The organism is Micromonospora sp. NBRC 110009 (assembly GCF_030518795.1).
GTDB lineage: Bacteria > Actinomycetota > Actinomycetes > Mycobacteriales > Micromonosporaceae > Micromonospora.
Genome location: NZ_CP130427.1, coordinates 1,859,965 through 1,885,838, shown reverse-complemented (window position 1 = coordinate 1,885,838; position 25,874 = coordinate 1,859,965). Strand labels below are relative to the sequence as shown.

General features: G+C 72.2%; 21 protein-coding genes and 1 pseudogene. 10 read left to right on the top strand and 12 right to left on the bottom strand.

Annotation, left to right across the window (positions count from 1 at the left end):
• Nucleotides 1-30: 30 nt before the first annotated feature.
• On the top strand, nt 31-3,885 hold the full coding sequence (locus Q2K19_RS09030) for a S8 family serine peptidase (protein ID WP_302769411.1): 3,855 nt from the start codon (nt 31-33) through the stop codon (nt 3,883-3,885).
• Nucleotides 3,886-4,309: 424 nt separating this feature from the next.
• Here the strand turns inward: Q2K19_RS09030 and Q2K19_RS09025 are convergent.
• The 5 genes and pseudogenes from Q2K19_RS09025 to Q2K19_RS09005 form a co-directional block, all read right to left on the bottom strand.
• Nucleotides 4,310-4,759 (bottom strand): annotated as a pseudogene (locus Q2K19_RS09025) (SRPBCC family protein); the annotation flags it as partial.
• A 121-nt stretch (nt 4,760-4,880) separates the two neighbouring features.
• Nucleotides 4,881-5,936 (bottom strand): hypothetical protein, encoded by a 1,056-nt coding sequence (locus tag Q2K19_RS09020; protein WP_302769409.1) that lies wholly within the window; start codon nt 5,934-5,936, stop codon nt 4,881-4,883.
• Nucleotides 5,933-6,484, bottom strand: coding sequence for an RNA polymerase sigma factor (locus Q2K19_RS09015; protein WP_302769406.1), 552 nt, complete (start codon nt 6,482-6,484; stop codon nt 5,933-5,935). Before Q2K19_RS09015 ends, Q2K19_RS09020 begins: the two co-directional genes overlap by 4 nt.
• Nucleotides 6,485-6,654: 170 nt before the next feature.
• Nucleotides 6,655-7,347, bottom strand: coding sequence for a hypothetical protein (locus Q2K19_RS09010; protein WP_446839759.1), 693 nt, complete (start codon nt 7,345-7,347; stop codon nt 6,655-6,657).
• 341 nt (nt 7,348-7,688) lie between these two features.
• On the bottom strand, nt 7,689-8,336 hold the full coding sequence (locus tag Q2K19_RS09005; RefSeq protein WP_302772355.1) for a pyridoxamine 5'-phosphate oxidase family protein: 648 nt from the start codon (nt 8,334-8,336) through the stop codon (nt 7,689-7,691).
• Between the two features lie 137 nt (nt 8,337-8,473).
• Between Q2K19_RS09005 and Q2K19_RS09000 the strand changes: the two genes are divergently transcribed.
• From Q2K19_RS09000 to Q2K19_RS08990, 3 genes are read left to right on the top strand one after another with little or no spacing between them, the layout of a single operon-like run.
• A complete protein-coding gene (locus Q2K19_RS09000; protein ID WP_302769401.1) occupies nt 8,474-8,980 on the top strand; it encodes a DUF2231 domain-containing protein in 507 nt (168 codons plus the stop codon).
• The gene (locus Q2K19_RS08995) at nt 8,977-9,513 is read left to right on the top strand and encodes an Hsp20/alpha crystallin family protein (protein ID WP_302769400.1); all 537 of its coding nucleotides are present in this window, start codon (nt 8,977-8,979) and stop codon (nt 9,511-9,513) included. The genes Q2K19_RS09000 and Q2K19_RS08995 overlap by 4 nt, the downstream gene beginning before the upstream one ends.
• 7 nt (nt 9,514-9,520) lie before the next feature.
• Entirely contained in the window at nt 9,521-10,627 is a 1,107-nt protein-coding gene (locus Q2K19_RS08990) for a glycosyltransferase family 9 protein (RefSeq protein WP_302769398.1), read from the top strand.
• An 83-nt stretch (nt 10,628-10,710) separates the two neighbouring features.
• Here Q2K19_RS08990 and Q2K19_RS08985 read toward each other — a convergent pair whose 3' ends face one another.
• Together Q2K19_RS08985 and rfaE2 are read right to left on the bottom strand one after the other, a co-directional pair.
• On the bottom strand, nt 10,711-11,583 hold the full coding sequence (locus Q2K19_RS08985) for a glycosyltransferase family 2 protein (RefSeq protein WP_302769396.1): 873 nt from the start codon (nt 11,581-11,583) through the stop codon (nt 10,711-10,713).
• The gene (rfaE2, locus tag Q2K19_RS08980; RefSeq protein WP_302769394.1) at nt 11,580-13,433 is read right to left on the bottom strand and encodes a D-glycero-beta-D-manno-heptose 1-phosphate adenylyltransferase; all 1,854 of its coding nucleotides are present in this window, start codon (nt 13,431-13,433) and stop codon (nt 11,580-11,582) included. Before rfaE2 ends, Q2K19_RS08985 begins: the two co-directional genes overlap by 4 nt.
• A gap of 122 nt (nt 13,434-13,555) precedes the next feature.
• Here rfaE2 and Q2K19_RS08975 point away from each other — a divergent pair, with 122 nt between their 5' ends.
• Together Q2K19_RS08975 and Q2K19_RS08970 are read left to right on the top strand one after the other, a co-directional pair.
• The gene (locus tag Q2K19_RS08975; RefSeq protein ID WP_302769391.1) at nt 13,556-14,104 is read left to right on the top strand and encodes a type 1 glutamine amidotransferase domain-containing protein; all 549 of its coding nucleotides are present in this window, start codon (nt 13,556-13,558) and stop codon (nt 14,102-14,104) included.
• A gap of 89 nt (nt 14,105-14,193) precedes the next feature.
• The gene (locus Q2K19_RS08970) at nt 14,194-15,870 is read left to right on the top strand and encodes an MDR family MFS transporter (RefSeq protein WP_302769388.1); all 1,677 of its coding nucleotides are present in this window, start codon (nt 14,194-14,196) and stop codon (nt 15,868-15,870) included.
• A gap of 14 nt (nt 15,871-15,884) precedes the next feature.
• Here Q2K19_RS08970 and Q2K19_RS08965 read toward each other — a convergent pair whose 3' ends face one another.
• A complete protein-coding gene (locus Q2K19_RS08965) occupies nt 15,885-16,787 on the bottom strand; it encodes a LysR family transcriptional regulator (RefSeq protein WP_302769385.1) in 903 nt (300 codons plus the stop codon).
• A gap of 85 nt (nt 16,788-16,872) precedes the next feature.
• On the opposite strand from Q2K19_RS08965, the gene Q2K19_RS08960 reads away from it, so the two are divergent.
• Nucleotides 16,873-17,778 carry an EamA family transporter gene (locus Q2K19_RS08960; RefSeq protein ID WP_302769382.1) on the top strand — a complete coding sequence of 302 codons (906 nt, stop codon included), beginning with the start codon at nt 16,873-16,875 and terminating at the stop codon, nt 17,776-17,778.
• Here Q2K19_RS08960 and Q2K19_RS08955 read toward each other — a convergent pair.
• Nucleotides 17,765-18,256: an NUDIX domain-containing protein gene (locus tag Q2K19_RS08955; RefSeq protein WP_302769379.1), complete on the bottom strand. Its 492-nt coding sequence runs from the start codon at nt 18,254-18,256 to the stop codon at nt 17,765-17,767. The genes Q2K19_RS08960 and Q2K19_RS08955 overlap by 14 nt on opposite strands.
• Nucleotides 18,257-18,339: 83 nt before the next feature.
• Here Q2K19_RS08955 and Q2K19_RS08950 point away from each other — a divergent pair, with 83 nt between their 5' ends.
• Complete coding sequence (locus Q2K19_RS08950; protein WP_302769377.1) at nt 18,340-19,989, top strand: fatty acid--CoA ligase; 1,650 nt, start codon at nt 18,340-18,342, stop codon at nt 19,987-19,989.
• Between the two features lie 185 nt (nt 19,990-20,174).
• On the opposite strand, the gene Q2K19_RS08945 is transcribed toward Q2K19_RS08950, so the two are convergent.
• The 3 genes from Q2K19_RS08945 to Q2K19_RS08935 all read right to left on the bottom strand — a co-directional run bounded on the left by Q2K19_RS08945 (nt 20,175) and on the right by Q2K19_RS08935 (nt 22,837).
• Complete coding sequence (locus Q2K19_RS08945) at nt 20,175-21,191, bottom strand: NADPH:quinone reductase (protein ID WP_302769375.1); 1,017 nt, start codon at nt 21,189-21,191, stop codon at nt 20,175-20,177.
• 159 nt (nt 21,192-21,350) lie between these two features.
• On the bottom strand, nt 21,351-22,100 hold the full coding sequence (locus tag Q2K19_RS08940; protein WP_302769372.1) for a MerR family transcriptional regulator: 750 nt from the start codon (nt 22,098-22,100) through the stop codon (nt 21,351-21,353).
• An 83-nt stretch (nt 22,101-22,183) separates the two neighbouring features.
• On the bottom strand, nt 22,184-22,837 hold the full coding sequence (locus Q2K19_RS08935) for an HAD family hydrolase (protein WP_302769369.1): 654 nt from the start codon (nt 22,835-22,837) through the stop codon (nt 22,184-22,186).
• A gap of 222 nt (nt 22,838-23,059) precedes the next feature.
• Here Q2K19_RS08935 and Q2K19_RS08930 point away from each other — a divergent pair, with 222 nt between their 5' ends.
• Both Q2K19_RS08930 and Q2K19_RS08925 read left to right on the top strand, forming a co-directional pair.
• Entirely contained in the window at nt 23,060-25,315 is a 2,256-nt protein-coding gene (locus Q2K19_RS08930) for a hypothetical protein (RefSeq protein ID WP_302769366.1), read from the top strand.
• Between the two features lie 79 nt (nt 25,316-25,394).
• Nucleotides 25,395-25,799: a hypothetical protein gene (locus Q2K19_RS08925; RefSeq protein ID WP_302769365.1), complete on the top strand. Its 405-nt coding sequence runs from the start codon at nt 25,395-25,397 to the stop codon at nt 25,797-25,799.
• The last annotated feature ends 75 nt before the right edge of the window (nt 25,800-25,874 follow it).

Genomic DNA, 25,874 nt, shown 5'->3' with positions numbered 1-25,874 from the left:
GGGGTTCTCTTGCCACTCCGCCGTTCGGCGGTGGCTGCGCTCGCACTGGCCGTCACGGGGGCGCTCGTCCCGCCCGCGTACCTTGCCTACGCTGCCCAGTCACCCGATCACGAGTTCAGCGCCAAGCAGTTGCCGCGGCTGGAACGTCCGCGCGACCTGAAGGAGCGCGACTTCGACGCGAACGCCGTCCTGGTCCGCTTCAAGTCCGACGCCGCCAAGTCCGCGAAGGACCGGGTCCTCTCCCGGCGCGACGTCCGCACCAGCTCCGCCATCCGCGGGACCCGGTGGGTCAAGGTGCACGGAAAGGGCTCCGCCGTCGACCTGATGCGCAGCCTGCGCAAGGATCCGGCGGTCGCCGGCGTCAGCCTCGACTACAAGCGCAAGGCCACCGTCGCGCCGAACGACCCGGCGTACACCTACGGTGACCAGAACTACCTGAACACGGTCCGGCTGCCGCAGGCGTGGGACCGGACCAAGGGCTCGACCAGCCAGGTCATCGCGGTGGTCGACACCGGCGTGGACGTCACCCACCCGGACCTCACCGGCCGGACGGTGACCGGCTACAACGTGCTTTCCCCGGGCGCCGCGCCGGCCGACGACAACGGCCACGGCACGATGGTCGCCGGCATCGCCGCGGCCAACACCGGCAACGGCATCGGCGTGGCGGGCGCCGCGTGGACTGCCCGCGTCATGCCGGTCAAGGTCCTCGACGCCGAGGGCTCCGGGTACGACTCGGACATCGCCGCGGGCGTGATCTGGGCCGCCGACCACGGCGCCAAGATCATCAACATGTCGCTCGGCGGTCCCGGTGACGACTCGGCCCTGCACGACGCGATCAAGTACGCGACCGGCAAGGGCGTGGTGGTCGTGGTGGCCGCCGGTAACGACGGCGACGGCCGGGCCCAGTACCCGGCGGCGTACTCCGAGGTCATCGCGGTCGCCGCGACCGACGCCGCCGGCAAGCTCACCGACTTCAGCTCGTACGGCGACTGGATCGACATCGCCGCCCCCGGCGCGGGGATCGTCTCCACCGGTCCGGGCGGGGACTACTACATCGGCGACGGCACCTCCTTCTCCGCCCCGATCGTCTCCGGCACCGCCGCGCTGGTGCGGACGCTGTACCCGTCGCTGACCCCGGCGCAGGTCCTCTCCTGGCTCCGGAAGAACGCCCGGGACGCCGGCCCGCGCGGCATCGACCCGTACTACGGCTACGGCGTCCTCGACGCGTACGCCTCGGTCGGCGGCGGCTGGGCCCCGGAATTCCCGACCCCGTCCCTGGGCGCGAACGAGCCCAACGACGTGCCGGCCCGGGCCACCCCGCTCGGCTCCTCGGTCACCGGCACCATCGGTGCCGAGGGCGATGTCGACTGGTACAAGTTCTCCGTCGACAGCCTCAAGGCCGTCGACGTCACGGTGAACCCGCCCGCCTACGACGGGAACCTGTCGCAGAACGTGGACCCGGTCCTCGCCGTCTACGACAGCAACCTGCGCCTGGTCGGCCAGTCCGACACGCAGGCCGCCGGTGGTGCGGAGAAGGTCTCCGCCAAGGTCGCCGCGGGCACCTACTACGTCTCGGTGCGCAACTACAACGGCGCCCTCGACGCCCGGGCCTACACCCTGTCGCTGGCCAGCGGCGAGGCGCCGCTGTTCGGGCCGACCCAGTCGACCAGCACCGGCTCCTGGCCGGAGGCGGTGGCCATCGGCGACGTGACGGGTGACGGTCGCAACGACGTGGTCATGTCGACGAGCTACTACTTCGACGCGACCAACGACTACAAGCTCTTCGTCTTCCCGCAGACCTCCAACGGCACCCTGGGCACCCCGGTCACGTACGCCACCGGGCTCCAGTACTCGGACAACGCCAGCCTGACCCTGGTCGACGCCAATGGCGACGGCAAGCAGGACGTCGCGCTGGCCACCACTCCGGGCGTGGAGATCTTCCGGCAGACTGACGCGGGCACGCTGGAGTCCACCGGCCCGGTCGCCGGCACCGCCGGCAGCCAGGCCGTCACGGCTGGGGACATGGACGGCGACGGCGACGCCGACCTGGTGGCCACGGCCACCGGTGGGATCAAGCTGCTGACCCAGGAGGCGGACCACACCTTCACCGTTTCCTCAGTGACGAGCGACAGCTCCGGGGAGATCGAGGTCGGTGACGTCGACGGCGACGGCAAGGCCGACGTGGTGGGCCTGTCCGGCACCTCCGTCCGGGTCTGGCACCACACCGACGCCGGCTGGACCCGCACCGAGCACGCGACCGGCTCCACCTGGGGCACCAACGGCATCGAGGTCGCCGACGTCAACAGCGACGGCAAGGCCGACGTCATCGCCAGCCTCGGCGGCAACCGGCCGACCTCGCAGGTCGCCGTCTTCCGGCAGAACGCCACCGGTGGGCTGGACGCCCCCCGGCTGGTGCCCGTGGCCGACATCCCGGAGCCGATCGAGGCCGCCGACGTCAACGGTGACGGCCGGACCGACGTGGTCACGGCGCACGGCGGCTGGAACACGCTCAGCGTGCTCGCCCAGCAGGCCGACGGCTCGCTCGGCGCGCCGGCCGTGTCGTCGATCCCGTACGCCTCGCACTACAACCTCCAGGGCCTGGCCGTGGGCGACATCAACGGCGACAAGAAGGTCGACGCTGTCCTGGCCGACTACAACAGTGGCCTGGACGTGGCGTACAACGGCGCCGCGCCGAGCCCGGTGGGCGAGCAGGCCTGGGTACGCGGCGCGTCCCCGGCCGACTTCGCCACGGTGGTGCCGCTCACGACGAAGCCGAGCGTGACCTTCACCCGGAACGTGGACGCCGCCTCGGTGACCTCGTCCACCGTGCGCCTGCTCAACGGCCGTACCGGGGTCGCGGTCGCCGCCGACCTGTCGGTCAGCGGTGACACCGTGACCCTGACCCCGACCGCGGCACTGCAGGACAACACGCCGTACCGGATCGTGGTCAGCGGGGTGAAGGACAGCGCGGGCACCGTCCAGACGGAGACGTTCAGCACCACCTTCCGGACGGTCGACGTCGCGCCGCCAGCGGTCACCGGTCTCAAGGCCCAGGGCGCCTTCCAGGGGGCCACGCTGAGCTGGACGCTGCCGGACATCACCGACCTGGACCAGGTCATCATCCGGGCCAACGCGGGCACCACCGCGCCGTCCCGGGTCAGCGAGGGCATCGGGGTGTACGCCGGCGCCGGCAGCTCCGCCACCGTCACGGGCCTGGTCGCCGGCACCACCTACACCTTCCGGGTGTGGGTGCGGGACCGGTCCGGCCTGTACAGCTCGGCGCCGATCCTGACGATGCTGGGCACCGGGGTCACCATCGGCAGCAGCACCACCGCGCTGACCTACGGTGGCGCGGTGACGCTGACCGGCAAGCTGGTCCGCAAGGACACCGGTGCCGGCCTGGCCGGGCTGCCCGTCCAGCTCTACGGCAAGTACAAGGGCGCCTCGTCGTACACGTTGATCACCACGGTGACCAGCGGCACCGGCGGCGCGCTCACGTACACCCACAAGCCCGCCAAGGGTGTCAGCTACGAGTGGCTCTACCGGGGCTCCAGCAGCCTGACCGGCAGCGTCACTCCGCTGCGGACGGTGACCGTGGCCACCCTGGTGACCGGGAACCTGTCGAAGACCTCGTTCGCCCTGGGCGGCACGGTGACCCTCTCCGGTTCGGTCTCGCCGAGCCACGCGGGTCAGACGGTCTACCTGCAGCGCCTGGTCAGCGGTTCGTGGAAGAACATCACGAGCAGGACGCTCTCGTCGTCGAGCACCTACTCGTTCTCCATCAAGCCGACCAGCCGGACCACGTACTACTACCGGGTGTACAAGCCCGCCGACACCGACCACGCCGCTGGTTACAGCCCGCGGCGGAGCTTCAAGGTCTACTGACCTCGTCGGCAGCTTCGACCGGCTCCCCCGTCGCGACCGCGGCGGGGGAGCCGCCGTTTTCGCGGGGGCCGCGGCCGGCACGAAGCGAGCCCGACGGGCACGGCACGGGGGAGCCGGCCCGCCGGGCTCGCTCCGGCAGGGAGGTGAAAGGTCAGAGGTTGCGGCGCGGGTCGGCCGGGTCGGGCGGGAAGGTCGCCGGCCGCTGCGCCGGGACGTCGGTCACCACGTACCCGCCCTCCGGCTCCGGCGGGCTGTCCTCGTCGCCGTCCTGGCGGTGCTTGGCCACCGCGGCGGCACCGGCCGCCGCCGCGCCCGCGGCCACCGCACCTGCCGCCACGGCCTTGCCGGAGACCCCGGCCTTACCGTCGTCGCCCAGCGAGCCGGCGGCGTGCTCCACGCCGGGGGTGCCGAGGGTACGGCCCTCGTCGATGGTGCCCCGCCAGGCGCCCGTCTCCGCGCCCCGGCCCTCGATGTAGGACTTGAACTTCTCCAGGTCGGCCTCGGCCCGCTTCTCGACGACGTGCAGCTTGTCGCCGGCCTTCTCGACCAGCCCCTCCGGCTCGTACTCGAGGGAGAGGCGGACCTGGGTACGGTCGGCGCCGATCGGCTGGAAGTAGACCGCACCGGCGTTGGTGGCGCCGCTGGTGGCCGCCCAGGCCACCTTCCGGTCCGGCACCTGCTCCAGGACCTTGGCGTCCCACTCGCGCTTCACGCCGGCGATCTCGGCGACCCAGTGCATCCGCCGGTCGTCGAGCTGGCGCACCTCTTCGACGCCGCCCATGAAGCGGGGGAACTCCTCGAACTGCGTCCACTGGTTGTACGCGGTGCTCACCGGCACGTTGACTTCGATGGACTTCTCGACCTTTGTGGTCATGGACCCTCCTCGTCGTTCAGTCGTCCGCACTGGAATCCGTACCCCAGGAAATCGCGCTCAACCGGGTAGGCGCGCAAACGGAGGGTCCCCGAGCAGCCGATCCGTGCGCCGAGGAGTCCCGCTAGGTGCGGCTCAGCCGGATGCTGTTCGCGACGGCGAGTACCTGGTCCGGCGTGAACGAGCGCGGGGTCATCAGCGTGAACCCGGATCCGTCGGAGAGCGGGGCGGTCAGCCGCCAGAACTGCGTTGCCTGGACGAGCCGGGCCGGCCGCTTGTTGACCGTGACGGTACGCGCGGTCTCGAAGCCCTCGATGCGGGAATCCGGGGCCGTGTCCGGCTTCGGTGTCCACTGCACGTGCAGGTCGAGGTCCGGGTTCGCCGGGTCACGGTAGGAGATGATCGAGCCGCCGTCCTTGAACCCGCCGAGTTTCCAACCGTCCGGAACCAAGCCGACAGCGACCTTGAAGGCGAGACGCTGAGGCTGGTCCACCACCTGACGGGCGAGTTGCAGAACGGCCTCCACGCTGGCATGGCGGCCGTTGCCGACGATCATGACCCACTCGTCGGGTCGGCGCTCCCAGGTCAGCTGCACCGAGGCCGCGGCGCCCGAGACGTCCGATATCGAGATGATGCGGCCGGGCCGGCCGTCGACGCTGATGTCGCGCTCCCCCCGCATCGGCTGGCCCTCGTTCCCTGTGCCGCTGGTGAGCACCACGTCGCTGCCGTCCGGTGCCAGATAGACGGCCATGATGGGGCCACCCGGATCGGCAGTGAACGTCGGCTTGCCGAGGCTCGGCAGCGCGTACGGGAACTCCGGTGCGGTCACCGCGACCAGCTTGATCCGGGCTGGCACGGCCGGGCGGGTGCGGGGCGGCCCGTCTGCCGTGACGGGCGGGCGGGTGGCGTGCTGCTGCGACGCTTCCGGCATGACGGCGACAGCCGTCGCCGCCACCGCGGCGAGCCCCGCCCCGGCGAGGGCCAGACGCGCGAGAAGCTGCCGACGGCCCGGCCGGACCGCACCGAGCCGACTGAGCAGGGCAGATCGGGTGGAGTACGGCACGGCCGTCGCGGCGGCCGAGATCTCGGCGAGCAGCCTGGTACGAGCGGCGTGCAGCGCCTCGTCGGACAGGTCCGGCCCGTTCGGCCCGTGCGTCTCCAACAACTTGACCTCGTTCATCGGTCCTCCTGGAGCGAACTCAATGCAGCACGGGTGAGACGGCGGGCTCGGTTGATCCGTGAGCGCACGGTTCCGAGCGGGATGTCGAGCGCGGCGGCGATCTCGACGTACGAGAGCTGGGCCCACGCCAGCAGCAGCAGGACGTCCCGGTCCGGGGGCTTCAACCCCGCCAGTGCCGCGGCCAGCTCGGACCGCAGTGCCTGGGCATCCAGCCGGTCGTCGGACGGGTCGTCAGCGTGCGAGGCGGTCTCGAGGAGCCAGGCCCGGGCGAGCGCCCCGAATCGGCGTTCCTCCTGGCGCACGTGCCGGCGCAGAACGTTGGTGGCGATGCCGAACAGCCACGGTCGCACGTCGAGCTGCATCGGTTGGTACGAAGCTCGCCGCCGGAACGCGACCAGGAACGTCTCGGCCAGCAGATCGTCTGCTGGCGCTCCGATCCTGCGGGCCAGGTAGCGATGCACGGCGGCGGCGTGTCGGTCGAAGATCGGCGCGAACCGTTCCGGTTCTCGTATCGACTCGCGGATCAGCACGTCGTCGGCGACCTGCATTGGCTGCGAGCGTAGTTCGTTCACACCTGTTTATGCCCGATCGCCGGCAGTGGGTTCACGGCATGGGGTCGAACCGGGCCAGTATCTCTGGCGTCGCAGCCGGTCGAGCAGCTGCTGCGCGCCGGAGGCCCGGGTCGACAGTCGACCCGGGCCTCCGCACGATCAGGGGATCAGCCGTCCTCGCGGTCCGGGCTCTCCAGCCGGAAGAAGTTGCTCTGCCGCCCGTCGGAGCGCTCCTCCTGGTAGATGAAGTTCAGCCGCCGCTCGTCGAAGGTGCGGAACCACTCGTCCCAGCTGATCTCGCGCAGCCGCTTCTCGCGGCCGTTGGCCGGAAAGTCGAAACGCAGCACCCCGGCGTGCCCGTCGTGCTCGGTGCCGTCGACCGTGGTCGGCACGCCCCGGCGCGCCTCCGCCCAGCGGCGGATCACGTCGTGGTCGGTGGTGACCAGGCTGCGGCCGGGCCGCTCCGGCTCGTCGTCGACGGAGGTGACCTCCTGGGCGTACTTCAGGGACCGGGAACTCTGCGACCCGGTGCGGACCCCGCCCCCGGACGAGCCGCCGCGGCCGGACCGGTCGGAGTCGTCGCGCAGGCTCTTGACCAGGGCCTTGACCAGGTCGTCCTTGCGCATGTCGGCGGTGTCGGTGACGCCTCGGCGGTGGAGCCGGTCGCGCAGCTCGTCCACCTTGAGGCGGGCGATCTCGCTCTCGTTGATGTCGGGGGTGTTCGGGGTCTGGTTGCCCGGCGGGTTCGCGGAGGTGTGTCGGGCCGACGACGAGGTGCTCTTCTTGGCCGACGACGAGCCGCCGCGCGACGAGGAGCCGCCGGCGCGCGCGGAGGTGCTCTTCTTGGCGCCGTCCCGCATGCTCTTGATCAGCGCCTTGACCAGGTCGTCCTTGCGCATGTCAGCGGTGTCGGTGACGCCTCGGCGGTGGAGCCGGTCGCGCAACTGGTCCACCTTGAGGCGGGCGATCTCGCTCTCGTTGATGTCGGGGGTGTTCGGGGTCTGGTTGCCCGGCGGGTTGGTGGTCGCGGTCGAGCCGCTGCCGCGCCCCGTGCCGTTCTTCGTGGGCATCGCACATCATCCTTCCTCGACCCGTGTTCAGGGGGTTGCCAGCGCCGCGTGACGCGGTGGGCCGTCCCCTGATCAGTACCCTCAGCCGTCCGCCCAAACGTGGACGGTCGGCACCACGGGCCGGGGCGAGGTCAGACGTAGATGGTTTTCGCGTAGTCCGGGCCGTAGTGGCGTTCGAGGTCGGCGAGGTTCTCCGTCGGCGCCTCGACCTCCTTGACCAGCCGCGCCCGGGACGGCAGGGCGTCCGGTCGCCAGGTGCCCGGCTGCCACAGCTCGGAGCGGAGGAACGCCTTCGCGCAGTGGTAGAAGATCTGCTCGATCGCGACCTCGACCGCCAGCACCGGGCGGTGCCCGCGGACCACCATGTCGTCGAACCACGGCGCGTCCCGGACCAGCCGGGCCCGGCCGTTGATCCGCAGCGTGTCGGTGCGTCCCGGGATCAGATAGATCAGCCCGACGTGCGGGTTGGCCAGGATGTTGCGGTAGCCGTCGGCCCGCCGGTTGCCGGGCCGCTCCGGGATGGCGATGGTCGTGTCGTCCAGCACCAGGGTGAAGCCGGGCGGGTCGCCCTTGGGGGAGACGTCGCAGCCGCCGTCCGCGTCGGCGGTGGCGACCAGGCAGAACGGCGAGGCGGCCAGCCACTCCCGGTCCCGGGCGTGCAGCACCTGGCGTTCCTTGTCGCGGGCCCGCTGCTTCGGCGTACCCAGCAGTTCGGTGAGCTCCTCCGCCGTGGTGATCTCCTGCGTCGTCACGTGCGACCTCCCCCGTCCGTTGACCATGACGGCGATTCCGGCGCGCGACCGGCCGGTTTCCGTCATCGTCAGCCTAGGAGAGCGCGCCGAACGAGTTTTGGGCCCGGAGCGGGCGGGTACGGCCAGAACCGCAGCGCGCTCGGATGCGACCGATGGAGGCCGAGATGGAGAGCCGACTGAAGGTGCTCGGCCATCCCGTGCACCCGATGCTGGTGATGTTTCCCGTCGCGCTCCTGGTCACCGCGGTCATCTTCGACGTGGTCGACACGGTGGGCGGGCCGGACTTCCTGGGCGAGGTCGCGTACTGGAACATCACGGTCGGTCTGATCGGCGGTCTGCTGGCCGCGGTGGCCGGCTCGTTCGACCTGCTCGCCCTGCCCACGGGCACCCGCGCCAAGCGGGTCGGGCTCACCCACGCCGCCGCCAACGTCGCGGTGATCCTGCTCTTCGCCGCGGTCTGGGTGGTCCGGCTCAACGCCGACTCCCGGGCCGCCGGGGGCGCCCTGATCGCCATCGAGGTGGTCGCCGTGGCGATCCTCGGCGTCAGCGCCTGGCTCGGCGGCGAGCTGGTCGACCGGCTCGGCGTCGGCGTGGACCCGGAGCACGACCTGAACGCCCCGAGTTCGCTGCGACCCCCCTCGGCTCACCAGCGGATCGGAGACGTGCGATGACGGAACACAGCAGTGGTCGGGGTTGGCGCGGGCGCCAGCAGGGCTGGGACCCGATGGGTGAGCTCCAGTCGCTGCGTTCCGAGCTGAGCCGCCTGGTCGGTGGCCGCTCCGGCAGCCCCGACGTCGAACTGACCGAGGTCGCCGACGGCTGGGAGGTGGTCGTGCGGCTGCCCGGCGTCGCGCCGGAGGAGGTCGCCGTCGAGCTGGACGACCGGGAGCTGTGCGTACGGGCCCGGTCGGAGGCCGAGGTCAACGCCGACCAGGGCATCCCGGGCGGGTTCGAGACGCGCGGCTTCGAGTACCGGGTGGACCTGCCGTCCCGGGTGGACCCCGACCGGATCGACGCGTTGATGGACCACGGCCTGCTCCGGGTACGCCTGCCCCGGGCGGCCCGCCCCACGCCGCGCACCATCACCGTCGGGCGCACCGGCCCGCGCGCCGCCACCGGCGGTACGCGGATCCTGGCCGACCCCGCCGCGGACCGGGAGCTGCACCACCCGGACACCACGGTCGACGAGATCGACCGGCCGTAGGGGTCGCGTGGCCGCCCCGTCCGTGCTCGGCCCGGTGGGCGAGCGCGTACCCGAGGTGGCACGGATCGCCGTGCTGCGGGCGAACGCGCTCGGCGACTTCATCTTCATCCTGCCGGCGCTGGAGGCGCTGCGGGCCGCGTACCCCGATGCGGAGATCGTGCTGCTCGGCGCACCGTGGCACGCGAAGCTCTGGCGCGACCGGCCGGGCCCGGTGGACCGGGTGCTGGTGATCCCGCCCGCGCCGGGGATCCGTGACCCGGTCCCGGACGAGCCCCCGGCCGACCTGGCGGGCTTCCTGGCGGCGGCCCGGGCGGAACGCTTCGACCTGGCGTTGCAGCTGCACGGCGGCGGCGCCAACTCCAACCCGATCGTCGCCGCGCTGGGCGCCCGGGTCACCGCCGGCCTGCGGGCCGAGGACGCGCCGCCGCTGGACCGCTGGCTGCGGTACGTGTACTACCAGCACGAGGTGATCCGCTACCTGGAGGCGGTGGCCCTGGTCGGCGCGCCCGCCACCACGATCACCCCCGCCCTGCCGGTGATCGACGCCGACCGGGTCGAGGCCCGAAAGGTGCTGGGCGAGCCGACCGGGCGCCGGGTGGCGCTGCACCCGGGCGCGACCGACACCCGCCGGCGCTGGCCGCCGGAGCGGTTCGGCGAGGTCGCCCGCGCGCTGGCCGGCGACGGGTACGAGGTGCTGGTCACCGGCACGCCGGCCGAGCAGGAGACGGTCGCCGAGGTGGTCGCGGCGGCCGGCGTGCCGGTCCGCCCGCAGGTCGGCACGCTCAGCCTCGGCGGGCTGGCCGCCTGTTTCGAGGGCTGCTCGGTGGTGATCTCCAACGACACCGGACCGCTGCACCTGGCCGCCGCGGTCGGCGCCCCGACGGTCGGCGTCTACTGGGTCGGCAACCTGATCAACGGGGCGTCGCCGCTGCGCGCCCGGCACCGGCCGATCGCCTCCTGGACCACCCACTGCCCCGTCTGCGGCGTCGACTGCACCCCCGGCATCTACCCGCACCGCCCGGGCAGCGGCGACTGCCCGCACCGGGACTCCTTCGTCGCCGACGTGCCGGTGATCGAGGTGGTCGAGGCCGCCCGCGAACTGCTCGCCGAGTAAGGAGGGGCCCCCTGTTAACAGGCGGGTGTTAACAAGGGGCCCCTCCTCTACCGGAGGCGTTAAGAAGGGGCCCTTCCTTCGGGTCAGGCCGGGGAGGGCTGGTCGGTGAGGACCGCCTCCCAGGCCTCCACCTGCCGTTCGGTGACCGTCGTCGGCGACTCCAGGTGGTACGCCCCGCTGGGCAGCACGCCCGCGCCGCCGTGCCGCTCCAGCACCGTGATCTGCGCGGCCACGTCCTCGCCCTGGTGCTGCTCCCGCACCCGGCGCCAGAACTCGAAGCCGCCGGAGTCGAGCAGCTTCGCCCGGTCGTAGAGCACGCACCCGCCGATCCAGGAGACCTTGTACGCCCGCCAGGCCCCGGCCGGCAGCCGCAGCTTCTCGGTGACGTGCAGGACGTTGGCCGCCGGGTGGATGGCCGCCCGCTGCCACTCCGGCGTGCCCGGCCGGATCCGCTCGGGGACCGGAGGGCCCTGCCACTCCTCGTAGTGGACGTGCACCTCCGGCCGGACGTCCTCGGCGTAGGAGAGGCCGTGCACGGCGTTGCCGACGAAGCCGCAGCCCAGTTCCCGGATCGCGGTGACCAGCCGGGCCAGGGCACCCGGTTCCAGCCAGACGTCGTCGTCGAGGCAGAGCACGTACCGGGCCGCCGACTGGCCGAGCAGGTACGCCCGGTGCTCGGCCAGGCCACGCCGGGGCAGCCGCCGGGTCAGCAGCACCGGGTGGCCCCGGTGGCGCAGCGCCCGGACCATGGTGGCCGCCGCCGGGTGGGCGTACGCCGGACCGTCGTCGGACTGGTCGCTCACCACCACCCCGAATTCGGGTACGCCCTCCTGGGCGGCCAGCCCGGACAGGGTCACCGCCAGTTCGGCCGGGCGGTTGCGGGTGGGGATCAGCACGTCCACCGGCCGCGGTCGGCGGAACCGGTCGGGGGTGCCGAGGTCGAGCGGTCGGTTCACGCGGGCCTGCCCGTCCCCTCACCGACGGTCGGGGTGACCGACTGCGCCCGGATCCGGTCGATGATCGCCGAGGTGGAGCGGTCCGGCACGTACCCGAGGGTGCGGACCTGCCCGCCGAGCCGGCGGACCAGCGGCGCCTCCGGGACCATCTCGGGCGGGTAGTCGCCGCCCTTGACGTAGACGTCCGGACGGACCATCTCGATCAGGGCCGCCGGGGAGTCCTCCTCGAAGACCACCACGTGGTCGACGCATTCCAGGGCGGCGAGCAGCGCGGCCCGGTCCTCGACCGGGTTGACCGGCCGGTCCGGCCCCTTGAGCCGGCGGACGCTGCCGTCCGAGTTGACCGCCACGACCAGCAGGTCACCGAGCGCCCGGGCCTGGGTCAGGTAGCGGACGTGCCCGGGGTGCAGCACGTCGAAGCAGCCGTTGGTGAAGACGATGGAGCGGCCGGCGCGGCGGTGCTCCGCGACGATCGCGGTCAGCTCCTCGGCGCCGATCAGGGTCGGGTGGTCGGCCTCGTCCGGCCCGGTGCCCAGCGCGTCGAGCAGGTCCTCCTGCCGGCACACGCAGGTTCCGGTGTCGGAGACGGTGATGGTGGCGGCGAGCTGCGCGAGCTGGGCGGCGGTCGGCAGGCTCGCCGCCGCGGCCAGGGCCAGGGTCATCGCCGCCAGGTACGCGTCCCCGGCGCCGACGGCGTGGCTGGCCGGGACCGGGGTGCTGTGGCTGCGCCGGGGCTTGCCGTCGGCCCCGCCGACGACCGCCCCCTCGGTGTCCAGGGTCACCGCCACCACGTCCGCGCCGGTGTGCGCGCGCAGTTCGGCCAGGCGCGCCTGGGCCAGCACGGCCCGGTCGACGCCCTCACCGGCGGTGGCGTTCACGGTCACGCCGATGCCGGTCACGCTGAGCCCGTCGCCGGTCAGCGCGACCCGCTCCTCGCCGGGCGTCGGCTCGCCGGTCGGCCCGGCGGACGCGCCGGTGCGGTCGGTCGAGGGCGCGCCGGAGGTGGGGTGCGGACTGCCCGGGGTCCGCTCGCCGGCCCCGCCGGGCGCCGCGCCGACGACGAGCTCGGACGGCCCGTCGGTCGGGTCGGCCGGGTGGTCCAGGTGCAGGTCACCGGCGGTGGTGCCGGGCGCGCCGGTCCGGGTGGTGCCGCCGAAGCCGGCCGCCGCCCGGGCCAGCAGGCGGGCCGCCTCGGCGAAGCTCGGGGTGACCACGGTGGGGTTCAGGCCGCGCCAGTCGGCCAGGTCGTGCGCGTCGAGGGCGACGGTGGCGTAGCGGTCCCGGTTGGCGACCAGCCAGGCCCGCACGGCCGGGGGCAGCGCGCCCAGGCCGTAGTCGCAGACGACCAGGGTGAGCGGTTGTCCCGGCGCGGCGGCCCGCAGCTCCTCGGTGGCGCAGTGCAGCGCGGTGAGCAGCCGGGCCACCCCGTCGTCGGCGAGCGCGTCGTCCGGGTCGCCCGAGTCCTCGCGGAGCAGGATCTGGTTGCCGGCGAGCATCCGCCGCTTGACCGGGGTCGGCCGGCCGGGCTGGTTGACCGTGCGGTCCCAGACCCCGGCGCGGTCGAGACAGTCGTGCAGTTCGTCGCCGGCCACGTCGGCGCCGACCGGGGCCACCAGCGCGGCCCGGCCGCCGAGGGCGGACACGTTGACGGCGGTGTTCGCCGCGCCGCCGGCCGCGGAGATGCGCCGGCGCAGGGTGAGCACGGGGGCGGGCGCCTCCCGGCAGAGCCGCTCGGACTCCGCGAAGCGCCACTCGTCCAGCATGGCGTCGCCGATGATCAGCACGGGACGCCCCTGCCAGCTCTCCACCACGGTGGCGAGCCGACGTTCTTCGGCTGCTGCTCCTGCCATGTACCTCGGGGTCCCCCCAGCCGGTCGGGCCAAACCTGCGGTGTTGACCACCCCGGACCGCCGGTTTCGCCCCCTCCGCGGCGGGAACGGGTGGAGGTGACCCCCGGAGAGGAGAAACCACCATGGCAGCGACACTGCAGGGCAAGCGGATCGCCTTCCTGGCCGCCGACGGCGTGGAGGAGGTCGAGTACACCAGGCCCCGCGAGGCGGTGGAGAACGCCGGAGCCCGGGTCGAGCTGGTCTCGCTCAAGCCCGGTTCGATCCAGTCCTTCAACCACCTCGACCAGAGCGCGCAGTACCCGGTGGACGTGACGACGAAGGAGGCGGACGCCGGGGCGTACGACGCGTTGGTGCTGCCCGGCGGCGTGGCCAACCCGGACTTCCTGCGGACTGACCCGGACGCGGTGCGGTTCGTGCGCTCCTTTTTCGATGCCGGCAAGCCGGTCGGGGTGATCTGCCACGGCCCGTGGACGCTGGTCGAGGCGGGCGTGGTGCGCGGCCGCCGGATCACCTCCTGGCCGAGCCTGCGCACCGACCTCACCAACGCCGGCGCGACCTGGGTCGACGAGCAGGTCGTCACCGACAACGGGCTGGTCAGCAGCCGCAAGCCGGGCGACCTGCCGGCCTTCTGCTCCAAGATCGTCGAGGAGTTCGCCGAAGGGAAGCACTGAGCACCGAGCCGGCGGCGCGGGCGGTCACGCCCGCGCCGCCGATACGTGTTCGCCGGGCATGATCCGTGTGACGTGGGAAAGAGGGACTGATGACTGCCCAGGCCCACGGTCGTCCCGTGCTGCACCCCCGTCAGATCCGCCTGCTGATGTTCGGTCTGATGACCGGGATGCTGCTGGCGGCGCTGGATCAGACCATCGTCGGTACGGCACTGCCCACCATCGTCGGTGAGCTGGGCGGGATCAACCACTACTCGTGGGTGGTGACCGCGTACCTGCTCGCCTCCACCGCCTCCACCCCGCTCTACGGCAAGATGGCGGACCTGTACGGGCGCCGGCCGGTCTTCCTCTTCTCGATCGGCACGTTCCTGCTCGGTTCGTTGCTGGCCGGCCTGTCGCAGAACATGACCCAGCTGATCGTCACCCGGGGCGTGCAGGGCCTCGGCGCGGGTGGTCTGCTGACGCTCGCGTTCACCATCATCTCGGATGTCGTCCCACCCCGGGAGCGCGGCCGCTACCAGGGGTTCTTCGGCGCGGTCTTCGGGATCTCGTCGGTGGCCGGCCCGCTGGTCGGCGGCTATTTCGCGGAGACCAACTGGCGGTGGATCTTCTACATCAACGTGCCGCTGGCGATCCTCGCGATCGTGGTCTGCTACCACGTCATGCGGCTGATCCCGTTCGAGCGGCGGGAGCACGCCATCGACTGGTTGGGGGCGGCGCTGCTGGTCGCCGGGGTGAGCTGCCTGCTGCTGGCACTGAGCTGGGGTGGCAGCCAGTACCGCTGGGGGTCCGGGGTGATCATCGGGCTCTTCGTGGCCGGCGCGGTGCTGGGCACGCTCTTCGTGCTCCAGGAGGCCCGGGTACGGGAGCCGATCCTGCCGTTGCGGCTGTTCCGCACCGCCACCTTCGCGCTGGCCAACGCGGCGGGCTTCGTGCTCGGTCTGGTGATGTTCGGGTCGATCATCTTCATCCCGCTCTACCTGCAGATCGTCAAGGGCGCCTCGCCGACCCGCAGCGGTCTGCTGATGCTGCCGATGATGGCCGGCATCATCTTCACCTCGATCCTCACCGGCCGGGCGATGAGCCGGATCGGGCGCTACAAGTGGTTCCCGGTGGCCGGCTCGGCGGTGCTGGTCGCCGGCATGCTGCTCTTCCGGCAGCTCCAGGTGGCCACCTCGCTCTGGGTGGCGTTCGGCTACATGGTGGTGATCGGCGTCGGGCTGGGCCTGTGCATGCAGTCGCTGATCCTGGCCGTGCAGAACGCGGTGGACGTGCGGGACCTGGGCGCGGGCACCTCGTCGGCGACGTTCTTCCGCTCGCTGGGCGGCTCGTTCGGCGTGGCGATCCTCGGCGCGGTGCTCTCCTCGCAGCTCACCCGCCACCTCGCCGACCGGCTGCCGGGGGCGATCGCGCAGCTTTCGCCGCAGCAGCAGGCGGCGGTGATGGCCCGGGGCGGCGCGAACATCTCGATCAACGACCCGAAGACGATTCTCGCCCTGCCCGCCCCGGTCCGGGGCGCGATCCAGGGCGCCTTCGTGGACTCGCTGCACCTGGTCTTCCTGACCACCGGGCTGATCGCCATCCTCGCGGTGCTGGTCACCCTGGCCCTGCCGAACGACCAGCTGCGCGGGACCGGTCCGCAGGGCGCCACCGGCGGCGCGGACCCGCTCGGCGGGAAGGCGGCCGCCCCGGGCGGCAAGCCGCTGACCCGGGAGTCGAAGGAGGAGGCCGCTGCCGAGATGGAGGCGAAGTCCCAGACGATGCTCTGACCGTTCGGCGCGGGTCACCTGCCCGGCGGAGCCGGGCGGGCGGTGAGCAGGTCGAGGATGAGCGCCAGCGGCGGCCAGGCCGCCCGGCCGCGGCGGGTCACGGCGTACGCGCGCAGCAGCGCCGGTGGTCCGGCGAGGGGCAGCAGGCGGACGCCGGGCAGGGTCGGCTGGTCGCCGGGGAGCAGACCGACGCCGAGTCCCGCGATGATGAGGTCCTGGACCAGTTCGAGGCTGTCCGCGCGGTGCCGGATCCGGGGCTCGAAGCCCGCCATCGAGGCGATGGTGCGGACCACCACCTCGTCGGCGGTGTTACGCGAGTTGACGATCCAGTCCGCGTCGCGGAACCGGTCGAAGACCGCCGGGGCGTCATCCGCCGGACCGGGCGCCGCGTCGGCCGGCACCCCGAGGTGCCACGCCGCGGACCACAGCGGCGCGGCCTCCAGCCCGTGGTCGGCGGAGATCGGGGCCAGGTTGTAGTCGTAGGTCAGCGCGAGGTCGATGTCGTCGGCCGCGAGCAACGCGTACGCCTCGGCCGGCTCGTGCTCGTGGATGCGCAGGCGTACCCGCGGGTGGTCGGCGGCGAGCCGGGCGATGAGCGGCAGCAGCGAGCGCCGGACGGCGGTGGCGAAGCCGGCCACGCGTACGGTGCCGGCGGGTTCGGCCCGCGGGTCCAGGTCGAGCCGGGCCGCGTCGACCGCGGCGAGGATCGTCACGGCGTGTTCGGCCAGCCGGCGGCCGGCCGGGGTGAGCCGGACCCGGCGGCCGTGCGGTTCGATCAGTTCGGTGCCCACCTCCCGGGCCAGCGCCGCCAGCTGCTGCGACACCGTCGAGGTGGTGAGGTGCAGCTCGTCGGCGACCTGGCGCATCGAGCCGAGTCGGGCCAGTTCGCGCAGCAGGCGCAGGCGTCGGAGGTCCACGAGGAGTAATTGTTCACGATTGGCGAATGGTCCGTCCAGAAATGGCACGTGGACGCGAACGGTTGGCGCGGGATCTACTGTCCGCATGACCAGCGCGACCTCCACCCGTGCCGGCACCGCGATGGCGGTCGCCTCGATGACCTGTGTCCAGCTCGGGCTGGCCGCCTCGGTCGGGCTCTTCGACCGGGTCGGCCCTGAGGGGGCGGCCTGGCTGCGCCTGGCCTGGGCCGGGGTGCTGCTGGCGGTCGTGGTCCGGCCCCGCCCGTCGACCTTCACCCGCTCCGCCCTGCGCGCCTGCGTGGCGCTCGGCATGGTGACGGCCGGCGTCACCATCCTGTTCATGGCGGCGGTGGCTCGGCTGCCCCTGGGCACGGCCAGCGCGCTGGAGTTCCTCGGGCCGCTGGGGGTGGCCGTGGCGCGCGGTCGGGGCAGCAGCAAGCTCTGGCCGGCGCTCGCGGCGGTCGGGGTGCTGCTGCTCACCGAGCCGTGGCACGGCGGGGCGGACCTGGTGGGGGTGGCGTACGCCCTGGGTGCGGCGGCGTGCTGGGCCGGGTACATCGTGCTCACCCAGCGGGTGGGCGACGAGGTCGCCGGCGTCCGCGGCCTGACGGTCTCGATGCCGGTGGCCGCCGTGGTCGCGACCCTGGTCGTCGGTCCCTCGGCGTTCGGCCGCCTGACCTGGCCGGTGCTCCTGGCCGGTCTCGGGCTGGCCGTGCTCCTGCCCGTCGTCCCGTTCGTGCTGGAACTGCTGGCGCTGCGCCGGCTCACCACCGCCGCGTTCGGCACGCTGATGAGCCTGGAGCCCGCCATCGCGCTGGTCGTCGGCCTGGTCGCGCTGGGTCAGGTGCCGGGCGTCGGTGCGGTGGCCGGCATCGCCTTCGTGGTGGTCGCCGGGATCGGTGCGGAACGGTCCGGTGCGCGGCCGGGCCAGCACACCGGGGCGGCCCCCGACGGGCAGCCCGTGGGGGCCGGCGCCGTCACTTCAGGATGAGCCGGTTGGTCTGCTCGAAGACGTCCAGGTCGGCGAGGGTCTCGATGACGCTGGCGGAGAGCGGGGTGGGCAGCTCCTCCGGGTGGAAGAAGCCGGCGTCGGTGGTCTCGTCGGTGAACCGGGCCAGCTCGCCGTCCCACTCCTCGACCCGGAACGCGGTGGTGAAGATCTGGTAGGTGTGGCCGTACATGTTGGTGTGGGTGCGGTCGGGGCCGGTGTAGAGGGCGAAGGCGCTGACCCGCAGGGCGCGCAGGCCGGTCTCCTCGCGTACCTCCCGGACGGCGCAGTCGGCGATCGACTCGCCCAGCTCCATCGCACCGGCGGGCATGGCCCACTGGCCGTTGTCGGAGCGCTGGATCAGCAGCACCCGGGCGGCGTTGTCCCGGACCACGGCCCGGGCGCCGACGAACATCAGGGTGCGGTCACCGGCGAGGGCGCGCAGCTGCCCCACGTACGAGTCGGCCCACGAGATGCTCACCCGGACAATCTACGCACCTTCCGCGATCGGCTCGGCCGTTCCGGGGCTTCCCGTGTGTGACCGCCGCCACTAGCTTGTTACCCATGCGTAGCACGATGATGGACGCCCCCCTCCAGGTCGCCCGGATCCTCGAACACGGCTCCACCGTGCACGGCACGGCCGAGGTCGTCACCTGGACCGGCGCCGAACCCCGTCGGATGTCGTACGCCGAGGTCGGCCGCACCGCCGCCCGGCTGGCCCACGCGCTGCGCGACGAGTGCGGGGTGACCGGTGACGAGCGGGTCGCCACGTTCATGTGGAACAACAACGAGCACCTGGTGGCCTACTTCGCCGTGCCGAGCATGGGCGCGGTGCTGCACACCCTCAACATCCGGCTCTTCCCCGACCAGGTCTCCTACATCGCCAACCACGCCGAGGACCGGGTGGTGCTGGTCGACACGACCCTGATCCCGCTGCTCGCCCGGGTGATCGGCCAGCTGACCACGGTGCGGCACGTGGTGGTGGTCGGCGGCGGCGACCCGGCCCCGCTGGTGGCGGCGGCCGGCGACCGGATCGCCGTACATCACTGGGACGCCCTGCTGGCCGACCGGCCCGACACCTACGACTGGCCGGAGGTGGACGAGCGCGACGCGGCCGCGCTCTGCTACACCTCCGGGACCACCGGCAACCCCAAGGGGGTCGCCTACTCGCACCGCTCCATCTACCTGCACTCGCTCCAGGTCTGCATGCCGGAGGGCTTCGGGCTCGGCCCGAAGGACCGGGAGCTGGCCATCGTGCCGATGTTCCACGCGATGTCCTGGGGCCTGCCGTACGCGGCGTTCCTCTCCGGCGCGTCGCTGATCATGCCGGACCGGTTCCTCCAGGCCGAGCCGATCGCCGCGATGATCGCCGCCGAGCGGCCCACCCTGGCCGGCGCGGTGCCGACGATCTGGACCGACCTGCTGAACTATCTGGACAGTCACGACGTGGACACCTCCTCGCTCACGGAGGTGATCGTCGGCGGCTCGGCCTGCCCGCCGGCGCTCATGCACGCGTTCCACGAGCGGCACGGAATCGAGGTCATCCACGCCTGGGGCATGACGGAGATGTCGCCGCTGGGCTCGGTCTCCCGGCCCCCGGCCGGGGCGACCGGCGAGGCCGCCTGGCGCTACCGGTACACCCAGGGCCGCATCCCGGCCGGGGTCGAGGCGCGGATCGTCGGCCCGCTGGGTGAGCAGTTGCCCGCCGACGGCACCTCCGTGGGCGAGCTGGAGGTCCGCGGGCCGTGGGTGACCGCCCGGTACGTCGGGGACGAGGCCCCGGACGAGGAGAAGTTCCGGGACGGCTGGCTGCGGACCGGCGACGTCGGCACGCTCTCGCCCGACGGCTACATCACCCTCAGCGACCGAGCCAAGGACGTGATCAAGTCGGGCGGGGAGTGGATCTCCTCGGTGGAGCTGGAGAACGCCCTGATGGCGCACCCGGCGGTGCTGGAGGCGTGCGTGGTGGGCGTACCGGACGATCGCTGGGACGAGCGGCCGCTGGCCACCGTGGTCGTCCGGGAGGGCGCCTCGGTGAGCGCGGAGGAGCTGCGGGACTTCCTCGGGAAGTCGGTGGCGCGCTGGCAGCTGCCGGAGCGCTGGGCGTTCATCGACGCGGTGCCGAAGACCAGCGTCGGCAAGTTCGACAAGAAGGTGGTCCGGTCCCGGTACGCGGAAGGCGGCCTCGACGTACGTGAACTGACCGCGCCGTAACACTTTCCGGCGTACCGTCGCCTGCACGGGTAGGGAACACCTTCCTGAAGGCATCCCTCCCCAGAGGGCGGCCCCGGCGTTCGCACCGCGCCGGGGCCGCCCGTCCATGTGCGGGGCTGGCCCGCACCGTCATTCTCGCGAAACTTGTTCGCCTCTGTCCCGATGATGGCGAAATCAGTTTCGCGTTACCCCGCCTCCGTGGTGCCGATCAGCACCTTGCCGACCGCCCCGTCCTGCACCGCCTTCTGCGCCGCCGCGGTCGCCGCCAGCGGGTAGTGGTGCAGCGGCAGGCCGGCCTCCTCGCCCACCCGGATCGCGCCCTGGGCCACCGCCGCCGCGATGTCGGTCACCGCCTGCGCCTTCGCCGCCTTCGGGGCGGTGTAGATCAGCACGAACTGCCAGCGGGCGTTCGGCATCATCAGCGTCCGGATCGGCAGCGTGACCTCGGCGCCGCCGTCGTCGGCGTACACGCAGACCGCGCCGCCGGCCCGCAGGATCTGCACGTCGGTGGCGGCGTTGCGGGCGGCGGAGACCTCGACGATGGTGTGCACCCCGTCGGGCGCGACCTTGCGGACCTCCGCCACCACGTCCTGCTGCCGGTAGTTGATCACGAAGTTGGCGCCGGCCGCCGCGGCGAGCTGCGCCTTCTCCGGGGTGCTCACCGTGGCGATCACGCAGGCGTCGGCCCAGCGGGCGAGCTGGATCGCGGCGTTGCCCACCGCGCCCGCCCCGCCCTGCACCAGCACCACGTGGTCGCTCAGCGCGCCCGCGTGCAGCTTGTCCGGCATGAACTCGCCGGCGGTCAGGCAGCGATGCGCGGTCATGAACGGGATGCCCAGGCAGGCGCCCAGGTCGAACGAGGCGGAACCGAGCCGCACCGCGTGCCGGACCGGGACCAGCGTGTACTCGGCAGCGGTGCCCCAGGGGCGCTGCCAGGCCGCCTCCCAGAGCCACACCCGCGAGCCGATCAGGATCTGGTCGACGCCCTCGCCGACCGCCTCGATCACGCCCGCGCCGTCCTGGCCGGGGATCTGCCAACCGGCCGGCAGCGGCCACGCCTGGCGGGCCTTCCAGTCCGTCGGGTTCACCCCGGAGACCGCCATCCGCACCAGCACCTCGCCCGGGGCCGGCTCGGGGATCGGCCGCTCGACGTGCTGGAGCACCGAGGCGTCCCCGCTGCGTTCGTACACGATCGCCTTCATCCCGTCCCCTCACCATCGTCACGTACGCCACCGGCTGCGCTACCCGGCCGCCCCCTGATCATTCCGATCCGAGTGCCCCTGGAAAGGTACAACGCGGTAGTCGGAGGCAGGAGGGCGGCATGTGGGACACACCGGCGGTCGAGCGGTCCGGGCGACGGCTCAGCCCGCCGCGGCGGCTCGCTTGACGTAGTCGATCAGCTCCGGGGACGGGCCGCCGAACTGCTGGGCGATCTCCGCGCTGTTCTCCGCCTGCATCCGGTAGAGCGAGTCGCGCAGCCCCGGGTCGCCACCGTGGAACGCCTCCAGCAGCTCCATCCAGCGCTTCGCCAGCGCCCGCACCCGCGGCTCCGCCGGGTCGGTCCCGGCGTCCAGCTCCGCCTGGACCTGGGCGATCAGCCTCGGCCACTCCTCCTGCACATCGCGGATCGCCGCCTCGCCGAGCCGCTCCCGCCGCTGCGCCAACGCGGCGAGCTGCTCCTCGGTGAAGTAGTTCCGGATCGTGTCGTCCACCCTGGTCACCTCCTCGATCAGGGCGAGCAGGTCGACGGGCGTGGCCCCACCGGCGGCGCGGACGGCCGGCACCAGCGCGGCCAGCCGGTCCCGCAGCCCACCCAGCGCGGCCAGCTGCCGCTCCACGTGCGCCAGGTGCTCGCCGAGCAGCTCGGCCAGCCCCGGCCCACCCGCCCCGCCGCCGTCCAGCAGCGCGCCGATGGTCTCCAGCGGCAGGCCCAGCTCGCGCAGCGCGACGATCCGGTACAGCCGGTCCACGTCGCCCGCGTCGTAGAGCCGGTGGCCCGACGACGTCCGCGCCGACGGCCGCAGCAGGCCCACGTGGTCCCAGTGGTGCAGGGTCCGGACGGTCAGCCCGGTACGCCGGCACAGCTCACCGATCCGCCAGGTGGCCGCCACGTCCCGCTCCCTCCTCGCGTCACCGCACCGTGCGGTGACGGGGACCGACGCTATGACCTGACGTCGCGTCAGGAGCAAGTCGTTCAGCCCAGCCGTTCCACCAGCTCCGGGGTGAGCGCGTCGATCGACGGCAGCACCACCGCCGCCAGCGCCTCGGCGTCCGGGTCCAGCGGGTAGGACCCGTGCGGCACGGCCACCACCCGGGTCCCGGCGGCGGCCGCCGACCGGACGCCGTTCGAGGAGTCCTCGACCGCCACGCAGCGGGCCGGGTCCACGCCGAGCCGCGCCGCCACCGCCAGCCACACGTCCGGCGCGGGCTTGCCTCTTGGGGTCTCCTCGGTCGACAGCGTCGCCCCGAACGCGTCGGTCAGTCCCGTCGCCGTCAGCGCCGCCCCGATCAGCGCGGTGGGGGAGGAGCTGGCCAGCCCCAGCCGCCACCGCGCGGCGGTCCGGCGCACCACCGCGTCGGCGTCGTCGATCAGGGGTACGTGCGCCGCGTACCGCCGGGTCATCTCGGCCACCACCTCGGCGGCGACCTGCTCGGCCGTCCGGTCGACGCCCAGCTCGCCGCTGAGGTAGGCGGCCCACTCGCCGGTGCTCATCCCCATCAGCCGGCGCTGGGTGTCCGGCTGCCACGTGCCGCCGTGCGCGGCCACGTACGCCCGCCGGACCTCCTCCCAGACCGGCTCGGAGTCCACGATCACGCCGTCCAGGTCGAAGAGCACCGCGTCCACCACGTACCCATCCTGCCGGATCGACCGGGCGGGTGTCGGCCGCTCGCGCAGCGCGCCCGGGTGGCGTGCCGGTGGCGGTGCCGCGGTCGGCGACGCTTGTCGGGAAGGCGCACCCATCAGTCCGATGTGGAACATACATCCGGATACATGACAAGGGACGGTGAACGTTAACCCCTGCCAGCTAGTCTGCTCACGATCACGCCCCATCGATAAATGGGAGTATCTATGAGATTCCATGGACGACTACGACGAAGAAGTCTGGCTGCGGCGGTGGCGACTGCCGTCGTGGCGCAGCTGGCGCTCTTCGGCGGTCCGGCGTCGGCCGAGGGAACGCCCCTGTGGCAGACGGAGGTCGGGAAGATCCCGACCGCGAAGTACACCCGCGACGCGCAGCTCTACGTCACCGAGTCCTGCCAGGCGTTGAGCCCGTACGTGGAGGGTGGGCTGGGCGACAGCCGGCTCGCCCCGGTGCTGGCCGACGTGGAGAGCCGATACTTCGACGGCGCCCGGCTCAAGAGCGCCGCCGACGGCCAGGTCGCGTTCGACAACCTGGAGCACCTGGAGTCGTTCCTCAAGAGCCGGTTGACCGGCGCCAGCCCACCCAACGGTGAGGCCGAGCAGGCACACGTCCGGGCCCTGGTGGAGACCCTCACCGGCGTACGGCTGCTGGCCGACGCGGCGATCCAGGACGCCGAGGCGACGATCGGGCCGTTCCGGGCCAGCCCGCCACCCGCGCCCGCCCCGGCGGGGCTGACCGCGGCGTTCGCGGATCTCGAGGACGCGAAGGCAAACCTGGCCAAGGCCGACGACATGCTGGCCAAGGCCAACGTGGAGCCGGCGACGATCCAGGCCGGGCGGGCTTGGGCGAGCGGCTTCAACGTGCTGACCCGGCTGGGCATCACCTACGACGGCGACCACGACTCCGACGGCGTGGTCGACGTGGTCGAACTGCGCTTCGGCTCCAGCCCGCTGCTGGTCGACTCCGACAGCGACGGGCTGACCGACAAGTTCGAGATCACCGAGCTGGCAGGCTGGACCAGGCCGAACATGGTCGACACCGACGGCGACTCGGTCACCGACGGCCACGAGGACATCGACAACGACGGCCTCACCAACCTCCAGGAACAGGACCTGGGCACCTCGCCCACCGACCCGGACACCGACGGTGACGGGGTCAACGACGGCACCGAGGTCGCCAACGGCACCAACCCGCTGGTCCCCGACCAGCCCCGCGCCCCGCCGGCGCCCGGCGACGTCCCGCCGATCGTGCCCGTGCCGAACGAGGCGGACACCGACGGCGACGGGCTGATCGACGTCGCCGAGGAGGAAGCCCTCACCGACGTCAACAATGTGGACAGCGACGGTGACGGCCTGTCCGACGGCACGGAAATCAACGACCTGGGAATCGACCCCCTGGTCCAGGACACCGACGGCGATGGCCTGCGCGACGACTACGAGGTGGCGCACAAGGACGACCAGGGCCTCGACCCGGGCCGGCCGGACGAGCAGGTCAGCAAGTGGACGTACGTGTCCGACTTCCTGCTCGGCATGTTCGCCGGCGACTTCGCCCCGCGCGACTCGATCGCCTGGCTCTCCGGGAACCTGTGCTCCGGCGCGCTGAGCTTCATCCCGGTCGTCGGCTGGATCGTCGGTGGCCTCGCCGACATCCGCGACACGATCGCCGGGCTGATCCACGGCGACTGGATCGGTGCGGGGCTGAGCATTCTCGGCGTCGTCCCCTACGTGGGCGACGCCGTGGCGATTCCGGGGAAGGCCCTGCGATTCGTCCTCAAATTCGCGCACCGACTCGAACAAGTCGTCCTGCTCGTCGCCACGTACGAGAGCATTCCGGACAGCATCAAGGAAGCCGCGCTCGAGCAGATCCTCGGTGACGACTGGACCGCGCTTCAGGACGCCGGCTTCGCTGCGGAGTCGGCGACCGCTGGCGTCGGCACTCTCTCCGTCCGCTCCAGCATGCTGCGACTCGCCAAGGGTGAGCGGACGAGTTTCGCCAGGTTGCGGGCCGCGTACCAGAACGTCCTGCACGTCAAGGGTCCGCGTGTTCGCTACATGTACGACTGGCGCGACGGGGAGAACTTCGTCGCCGACAATCTGCTCACGGGTATCCGACACCGCAACCTCAAGGTGTTGACGCCTCAGTATCCGACGCCGAGATCGGTTTCGCGGAAGCCGGACATCGCCGTTGAGGATCCGCCGGGCGAACTGACCCTGCACGAGGTGAAGACCGGCGTCCCGGACTACGGCAGCGAATTGGCCGAATGCCAGAAGGACGCCTGGATGCTCAAGCAGCCGTCTGTCGACGTAGTGGACGCGAACAAGCAGACAAGCAAGTACAAGGTACGAGGGATCCACTGGCATTTCCTGCCGCACAACGGCTACAACAGCCTGGGCCCAACCCAAGCGGTGCTCGACTGCTTGATTGCGAACAATATCCCCTATACCATCCATTTCCCGGTATAGCGTCTTGAGGAGGTGATCGGGTTGGGTCGACCATTTGGTCGACCCAACCCGGCCTTTTATGGGTGACCAACTTGTCGTCATGCGATTTGATGAAGCCGGTGAACCAGGGGCCGAGTTGCCGGTCGACGTCGTACTCGGGAGATTGCGCGAGGTGTTCGGGGATGACCCCGAGCTGGATCTGCCGATCGCGGACGGGGACATTGTGGAGCTCGAATTCACCGGTGCGCGAGCCAGCATTGATGGGTTCGTCTATGCCGGAGCGCAGGGCGTACAACGGGTGGTCGTCGAGTTCACCGACAGATCCTGGGGCGAGCCGGTGCACGAATTCCGGCAGGAGATCACGCCCGCACTGGACGCGTTGGTCGCTCTCGCAGTCGAAACAGGTGCGCGCCTGTTCGACACCCTCGATCCCCAGTCGTCCAACCTGACGACGGCGCGGGCACTGGATCTGCTCGCGCCGCCCAATCCACCTGACGTTGGCTGATCGCGGCCCGGACGGTCCGTTGGCGCGGCGCTGAGCGTGCGCGCCAACGGCCGGCACCGGACCTCGGCCGGATCA